The following is a 7,634-nucleotide window of genomic DNA, read 5'->3' as shown; positions in this document are numbered from 1 at the left end:
CTCGCCGCCCCTCCCCCACTTCGGGGCAGCCCCCCTTGCAGGAGGGCCTTTCTTTCCCTTCTTTAAACGCGAATTGGCCTCAGCGCTTCACAGCCCCGTCCCGGCGTTCCACGCAGAATTAAACTCCCCCCTGAGCCAGGAGGACGCGGCACCACACCCGCACCGCAGGGGCCGGGTGTTCCAGAAGCTCCTCCAATCGCCCCCTGAAGTGGGGCACGGCATGAGGGAAACGCTGCTTCATGGCGGAGAGGAGCGGCACCAGCACCTGCGCGTCCTCCGAGCCCAGCAGGCGGCGCAGCGCCGCATCCGAGGGGGCGCTGTCGTCGGGCCAATAGCGCAGGATCGCGGCGACGCAGTCGGGCCGGACCGAGACGAGGTAACGCTCCATCAAGATCGGGTCCGGCGAGACGTCCCGGCTGCGCAGTGCCAGCAGGCTCATGACCAGCGAGTTTGGGAACTGGTCCGCGCGGGAGGCGACGTCCGCGGCAAGGCGGCGCAGGACCCCGGCCTCCATGGGCAGGGCGCCCACCAACCGGGCCGTCTTCTCGTCCACATCCCACCGACACAAGAGGTCCGACACCGCCTGACGAACCTCGGCACGGTTGATCAACGTCCCCACGCGCCCCAGCGCGAGGCGCCGCACCTCGGCAACGGAGGAGCCGAGGCGCGACAGGACGTCGTTCAGCTGCGCGGCGTCGGCGCTCTTCGACATCCGCTCAAGCCGCCGGCTCAGGCTGCGGTCGTACTGTTCCAGCACGCGATCCACCCGCTCGCTGCGCTCCTCCGCCTGGCGCCGCTCCTCCTCCCGCTCGGCCCGGCGGGCCTCCTCGGCCTCCTGCCGCGCCCGGTCACGGCGGCGGCGATACCAGTCCAGGAACGTGGAGGTGCGGCGCTTGACAAGAGAACGCTGCTGTCGCCAGCCCGCACCGGACAGCTGCCTCAGCTCGTCCGGCGCAAGGCCCTTCAGGAGGGAGTAGGCGCCCGCAATCTGCTGAAAGCGCAGCGCCCCTCCCTGCCCCACCACGTCGGGATGACAGGTCAGAGCAAGGCGGCGGAACGCGGAACGCACGTCCGCCTCCGTCGCCCCCGGCTCCAGCCCAAGGGCCCTCAGGCTGGCCTTGACCTCCCCGAAAAGGTTCATCTCCATCGCAACCAACGACCTCGCTCCGTCAGAAGCTCGACACAACGTGAAACAGGACGCCGCAGCGTCCTACGGGTCAGGATACCGCCCGCTTCAGGTCCTTCACCAGGCCCTCCAGAAGCCCCATCACCTCGGGGTCGGAGGGCGCCCCCTCGGCGCGCCGAAACAAGAGGTGCAGCCGGGCCCGCTGGCTGTCCGACAGCAGCGTCTCGAGGCTGACCAGGGAGAGCTTGAGCTCGCGCAGGCGGCGGTCGTTCTCCGCCTCCGGGCTGCGGCCGGCCTGCGTTCCCTCCAGGACCAGCGGTATGGGCACGCACTCCCCCGTCCCGCGCGTCAGGGATGCCGTGAAGCGGCCCGACGCCGAGAGGAGGCAGGCAAGGCGAAGCTCCTCCCCCGCATCGACCTCCAGGTCCAGTGAGCCCAGGCGAACGCTCTCGTCCCGCAGCTCGTTTCGGGACTGGCGGATCTCGAGCGTCGCGCGCCCCGTCCGCGCCGCCTCCAGGACGACCTCCGCGTGGGCCGGCAGCACCGACTCCGATGGGATGAGCGTCAGCGTCTGCCCGCACCAGAGCGCGTTCAGGTCCCCGGAGAGCGCGTCCAGCAGAAGCCGCTCCCGCCCCGACGCCGTGTAGAGCGCCGCGCCGCGCGCCACCGCGTCCTCCGCGCTGAGGCTGAGCCGCTCCGGCAGCGCCACCTCCCGCTCCAGGATCTCCTGCAGGAGGGGAATGCGGCTCGACCCCCCCACCAGCAGCAGGTGCTCCGGCCCATAGCGGTCCCACAGGCGGCGCACCGTGTGGATCAGGCGCCGGATGGAGAAGCGCATCAGGCGCTCCATATCCTCGCGATAGACGGTGAGCTCAGGCGGCGCCCATCCCCCCAGGGCGAGGGGCGTCCAGTGGACGGACCAGCAGTCGGACAGGGCGATCTTGATCCTCTCCGCCTCCTGGAGCAGCAGCTGCCAGCGCACGTCCCCGGCGTCGAACTTGTCCAGCAGGAGGCTTTCGCGCAGCCACTCCGCCAGGGCCACGTCAAACTCATAGCCCCCGACGGTGTCCGTGCCGACGCTCTCCAGCACCTGCCACACGCCCCCCTCGCTCTCCACCGCGGAGATGTCCGTCGTGCCGGCCCCGAAGTCCAGCACCAGAAACCGCCCCTGGCGCCCAAAGGCGAGGGCCGCGGCCGTCGGCTCCGACACGATGCGCGCGTCAAGCCCCGCGGCGCTTGCCGCACGGATCACGGCCTCTCGCTGGGGCAGGGTGAAGCAGGCGGGCACGGTCAACACGCAGGAGGACACGAAGGACTTGAGGCACACCTCCGCGTCCTCGCGCAGCGCCTCCAGCAGGGGGACCAGGAGGTCCTGAGCCGCGCGCGGGCGTCCGTCGGGGAAGGCCCGGAAGGAGGTCCCCACCTTACGCTTCAGGTCCCACCAGACGCTGCCGCCCCGAAGCCCCAGGCGCACCGCGTCCTCGCCCACGACCCACGCCCCGTCCTCCCAGCCGACGACGGAGTGGGTCGTCGTCGTCCCCCAGCGGTTGGGGATGAGCCTGACGGCGCCGTCCTCGTCCAGGAACGCAACCAGAGCGTTGCGCGTCCCCAGGTCGATTCCGATCGCGGGCGAACTCATGCGAGACATCCCTCGAGCTTTCCCCCCTCCTCAAAGCGCACCGCCACGCGCACCGTCCGGCCTGGCAGGGCACCGCCCTCCCAGGCCGCCTCCAGAAACTGCGGGGTGTAGCCCGCTCCATCCCCCTCCGCCAGGACCTCCAGCGTCCGGCCGACGAAACGCCGTGCGTATCGGCTCAGAAGCTCCATCCCCACCGCAGCGGCCTCCGCGGCACGCTCCGCCCGCACGGAGGGCTCCACCCTTCCGGGCAGGGAGGCCGCCAGCGTGCCGCGCCGCTCGGAGTAGGGGAACACGTGGACCCGCCCCATCCCCACGCGGCGCATCAGGGCCGTCGTTCCGTGGAAGGCCGCGTCGTCCTCCCCAGGGAACCCCACCAGAACGTCGCTTGAGATGTGCAGGTCCGTTCCCAGCCGGCTGCGGGCCGCCTCACAGACGCGGGCGAAATCGTCCGCCGTGTAGCCCCGGCGCATCAGGGACAACACCCCGTCGTCCCCGCTCTGGAGCGGCAGGTGCAGGTGCGGACAGAAGATGGGGCTGTCCGCCAGCGCGTCCAGCAGGGCGCCGTCCAGCGAAAAGGGCTCGAGGGACCCCAGCCGAAGCCGGTCCAGGGCCCCGCACTCCGACACGGCGCGCACCAGCTCAGCCAGGGAGGACCCCCTGTCCCGGCCGTACATGCCGAGGTGGATTCCCGTCAGTACCGCCTCGCGACACCCCCCCTCGGAGACGCGGCGCACCTCCGCCAGGACGTCCGCCAGAGGACGGCTCACCGACCGGCCCCGCAGAAAGGGGATGACGCAGTAGGTGCAGAAGTGGTCGCAGCCCTCCTGGACCTTGATGAAGGCGCGGGAGTGCAGCCGGGGAGCCCCCATGGGGAGCTCCTCCCAGGAACGGTCCGCGCCGAGGTCCGCCCGCAGGTCGCAAAAGGCGCGGCCCTGCCGGAGCGCGGCGTCGAGGGCCTCGGCCAGCAGGGACTTTCGGCGGTTCCCCACCAGAAGGTCAACCCCCAGCCCCCGCGCTGCCTCCGCCTCGACGCCCTGGGCCCAGCAGCCGCACACGGCCACGACGCCCTCCTCCCCCACCGCGCGGCGGGCGCGGCGCACCAGCTGACGGCACTTGCGGTCCGCCTCCGCCGTCACGGAACAGCTGACGAGGACGGCCGCCCGCGCCCCCTCCGGCTCGCGGCGCACCAAGGCGCCCCTGGCCTCCAGGTCCCCGGCCAGAAAGTCGCCCTCGCACAGGTTGGACCGGCACCCCAGCACGTGAAGCCACACCGGGACGCCCCGCAGCCCAAGGGACCCAGGCCCCTCCTTTTCAGTCACGAAGCCTAGCCCCAGGCGAGACGGGCCCGGCAGCCCCACCAGTCGCCGAAGTGAAGCTCCCGTTCCAGCGCAAGCCCGGAGGAGGAGAGGACGGACAGGAACGCCCCGCGCTCATGGTTCGTCATGCCGGAGAAGATGGCGTAGCCCTTTGGCTTCAGGGCGTACTTCACGTCCGGCAGAAGGGCCAGGTTGGGCGCCAGGAGGATGTTGGCCAGGAGGACGTTCCCCTTGTCCTGCACGCCGGAGAGCAGGTCCCCCACAGCCAGGTCGCAGAGGTCCGGGCTCAGGTCGTTCAGCTCCATGTTGCGGCGCACCTCCTCGATCGTCGTCGGGTCCAGGTCGCGGGCGACGGTCCACGACGCGCCGAGCTTCAGGGCCGCGATGAACAGGATGCCCGTGCCCGTGCCGATGTCCAACACCACGTCCCCCCGGTGCACCACATCCTCCATGAGCTCAAGCGCGATGCGGGTGCTCTCGTGGTACCCCGTTCCGAAGGCCATGGCGGGATAGATGTACAGGGGGATGCGCCCCTGCCTCTCCTCGTCCCTGTGCCACGGGGCCATGACCACGAAGGTATGCCCCACGTTGAGGGGCGGGAACGCCTCGAGGTGCTGCGTGCTCCAGGCGCGCTTTTCCGTCTTGCGGCACCCGCCGGCGGACACCCCCGGAAAGGACGGCAGGAGGTCGCTCACCGACCGGCTCAGCTCGTCCGGGTCCCTGGAGCTCAGGTAATCGGCGCGGAGGATCATCCTGTCCCCGTCCTCGACAAGCTCAGAGCCGATAGCACCGGTCATCGAGGCCAGGGTCCAGAGGCGCTCCGCGTCCCACTCCCTGTTCTCGCCAGGGATGAGCTCGTACTCAACGGTCCACCAAAAACCTCCGTCGCCTTCCGCCGTCTGCTCCGGCAAAGGCGCGTTCAACGTATCAGGACACACAAGGAACACCCCCAGATCGATCGTGCCGGGAGCGTGGTCCGCTGCGGCCCAATCTGCCTAATTCTTTTTACCTTATAATTGTACTACGGGAGGAAAGCCGTGAGAGCGCCTTTTTCAGGATGCCTGAAAAAGTCCGTCACGACGGCTCACAGGCGACGCGTACGATTTTGCAGAAAATCAAGGACCCGCTCCGCGGAGAGGTTCAGCACCAGCTCCTCCGGAAAGCCCATCTCCGTGAGCATCTCCGCGGCCTTGGACGTACACCCCACGTCCCACTCGCTGTGGGCGTCCGAGTCCACCGCCACGGTCACCCCCCACCTGGCGCAGGCCTCCGCCAGACGCAGCGCGTTCCGCCTGTTTTTCTGACTCCCTGTGAAGATATGGGCCTCGTTGAACTCCACGACCTTCCCCCGCTCCGCCCAGAGGGGAAGGACGCGGTCCATGTCGAAGGCATACTCCGGCGACTCCGGATGCCCCATCATGTCGACGAAGGGGTCTTCCGCGAGGGCCAGGTAGACGGGGGTGTAGTCCGTTTCCTGACCGGACGGCAGGACGTGTTCGTGGAGGCTCGCGATGATCCAGTCCAGGCGCCTCAGCACCCGCTCCGGCAGGTCCGTCTCCCCCTCCATGTTGCGGACGTTGAGCTCCACCCCCCTCAGGACGGTGACCCCACACACCTCCCGCGGCAGGGTGTGCAGGTTGGCAAAGTGCATCCACCCGCAGGTCTGCGGCATGGACGGGGCATGGTCCGTTATGGCGATCAGGTCAAGGCCCTTCGCCGCGGCGGAGCGCGCCATCTCGCCAACCGTGGAATAGGCGTGCCCGGAGGCTATCGTGTGCGTGTGCAGGTCCGCGCGCAGCATCATCAGAAGATCAACCCTTCACATCGAGATTTATCCGTCCGCAAAAACGCAGCAGACGAAACAGCCTATTATTATAAATGAAACGTCGGTTAAATCAAATCGTTGCCGGGCGATCCACACGGTTCTTCATACCGGTTAAAAAAACGATCCCGGACAAGTTTCCGTCCCAAAAATTTTAAAAGGTGATAAAATAATGACCGGTATAAAAATCATGGGAGCCTCACGAGCGAGGGGCTCAGGCGGAGGAACGCGACATGGCGGATGCGGCACAGGCGGAGAGGGCAACGAAGGAGAAGGCAAAGAGGACGCGAAGCAGGCGGAAGGCCGTCGAGAAGCCGGCGGAACCCTCCGGCAAGGGCTCTGCCCCGTCGGAGCAGGAGCCCGACCGGAAGCCCAAGCCGGCCTCCGCGAAGCGGGAACCCGCCAAGGCCTCCGAAAAGGCCCCCGCAAAGGCCACCTCAACGCGCCCCCGAAAGCCCCGCACGGCCTCGGACGGAACGAAGAGGGCCACGGAGAGCCCCAAGACCGCCCCCCAAAAAACGGAGAAGCCACCCCTAAACCATACCGGTAACAAACAATCAACCACTTCCCCGCATCAGCCCGAAGCCCCGGAGGAGCCATCGGGGGGAGAAAAGCGGAGGAGGGGACGACGCGCCGCCGCCGGCAAGGGCCCGGCTCCCGTTGCGGCGACCGAATTGACGGCGATCGCCGCCGAAAAACGGCAGACGGCGAAGGAGACGCCCTCGGCAGGAGGGCGCGTCGCCATAGAGGCCTCGACGGAGAGCGCGAAGCGCTCAACGGCCCCCGATCGTCAAAAAGACGGAATCAATAACGATACCGGAAATGAAAAGATGACCCTGCACAGCGCCCCCGCGCCCAGAGGAAGGCGCAGGACGGCGAAAACGCGCCCCGAAGAGGCGCCGGACCGCGGCACTGCCCCCGAGGAAGAAAGGTCGCGGCGGAAAAGAGCCAGTGAAAACGTTACCGATATCAAAAACGCTCCCGCCTCAGCGCCTGAGGCCCCGGAGGGCCATCCGGCCAGGGCAGCCCGCACAGCGGAGCCCGGCGAGGGCGGTTCCACCCCCGTGGAGGCGGAACTCGCGGACGCCTCGAAGCGGAAGAGCTCCTCCGCAAAGCCGACGGGGAGGGGGAGAGGACGGCGCGGACGCGGGAAAAATAACGCCGATAACCATACCGGTCCTAAAAACACTTCCGAAGTTGGCGACAAAAAAGCCGAGGGGACGGTCCATAAAGGTAACGTTTCGACTATCGATAACGAAAACATTTCCGTAAAAACCCCTACCGACCATCCAACGGAGGGAGAAGTCGGCGTCGATTCAGAAAATGGGGTCAAAAAAAGTAACAATAACGTTACTGATAACGAAAAAGCTCCTTATGACATCACCATCGTGTCCTCTCCCCTTCGCGAGCTTTCCGTCCCGGAGCGGGCGACCCCGGAGGCCCCGTTTCCTCTGGACGAGCCAGAGGCAGCGGAGCCCCTTACGGGCGTGGCGCCTCTCGAGGAGCTGGACCGCGAGGTGCTGGACGATGGCGAGATCCCCTTCAGCGTGGGGGAGGCCATCGAGTCCGCCGTCTCCGCCTCCGGCCCCGCCAGGAGCGGAGCCTCCCGCCACAGCCGAAACCGCAGAGGCGGCAGGCGGCACAAGCGCACCGCCCCCCAGCCGGAGACCCCGGCGAAGAGCGCCAGGCCGGCGACGCCCCAGGCGCCGCATCCGGTGGAGCGGTCCGACG

Annotated in this window: 7 protein-coding genes; 1 reads left to right on the top strand and 6 read right to left on the bottom strand. The window is 68.1% G+C overall.

Translation table 11 applies throughout. The features are described 5' to 3' along the window. Positions 1-118: 118 nt before the first annotated feature. The 6 genes from SY1_RS00645 to SY1_RS00620 form a co-directional block, all read right to left on the bottom strand. Positions 119-1,147, bottom strand: coding sequence for a DnaJ domain-containing protein (locus tag SY1_RS00645; RefSeq protein ID WP_015555840.1), 1,029 nt, complete (start codon positions 1,145-1,147; stop codon positions 119-121). A gap of 70 nt (positions 1,148-1,217) precedes the next feature. Continuing rightward, positions 1,218-2,765, bottom strand: coding sequence for an Hsp70 family protein (locus SY1_RS00640; RefSeq protein ID WP_208872489.1), 1,548 nt, complete (start codon positions 2,763-2,765; stop codon positions 1,218-1,220). Beyond that, a complete protein-coding gene (locus SY1_RS00635; protein WP_208872488.1) occupies positions 2,762-4,084 on the bottom strand; it encodes a MiaB/RimO family radical SAM methylthiotransferase in 1,323 nt (440 codons plus the stop codon). The genes SY1_RS00640 and SY1_RS00635 overlap by 4 nt, the downstream gene beginning before the upstream one ends. Before the next feature lie 5 nt (positions 4,085-4,089). Further along, a complete protein-coding gene (locus SY1_RS00630) occupies positions 4,090-5,004 on the bottom strand; it encodes a 50S ribosomal protein L11 methyltransferase (protein ID WP_208872487.1) in 915 nt (304 codons plus the stop codon). A gap of 161 nt (positions 5,005-5,165) precedes the next feature. Next, entirely contained in the window at positions 5,166-5,885 is a 720-nt protein-coding gene (locus SY1_RS00625) for a phosphatase (RefSeq protein ID WP_015555838.1), read from the bottom strand. Positions 5,886-6,117: 232 nt separating this feature from the next. Next, entirely contained in the window at positions 6,118-6,456 is a 339-nt protein-coding gene (locus SY1_RS00620; RefSeq protein WP_208872486.1) for a hypothetical protein, read from the bottom strand. An 835-nt stretch (positions 6,457-7,291) separates the two neighbouring features. On the opposite strand from SY1_RS00620, the gene SY1_RS00615 reads away from it, so the two are divergent. Continuing rightward, a partial coding sequence (locus SY1_RS00615) for a hypothetical protein (RefSeq protein WP_208872485.1) occupies positions 7,292-7,634 on the top strand: 343 nt, incomplete at its 3' end.

Origin of the sequence: Fretibacterium fastidiosum, assembly GCF_000210715.1 — a bacterium.
Classification (GTDB): domain Bacteria; phylum Synergistota; class Synergistia; order Synergistales; family Aminobacteriaceae; genus Fretibacterium; species Fretibacterium fastidiosum.
The sequence above is the reverse complement of the archived record's forward strand: the minus strand, read 5'-3'. Positions and strand labels throughout refer to the sequence as shown.

Coding starts and splice junctions, on each gene's coding strand:
- SY1_RS00645 (WP_015555840.1), bottom strand. CDS start 1,147: ATGGAGATGAACCTTTTCGGGGAGGTCAAGGCCAGCCTGAGGGCCCTT.
- SY1_RS00640 (WP_208872489.1), bottom strand. CDS start 2,765: ATGAGTTCGCCCGCGATCGGAATCGACCTGGGGACGCGCAACGCTCTG.
- SY1_RS00625 (WP_015555838.1), bottom strand. CDS start 5,885: ATGATGCTGCGCGCGGACCTGCACACGCACACGATAGCCTCCGGGCAC.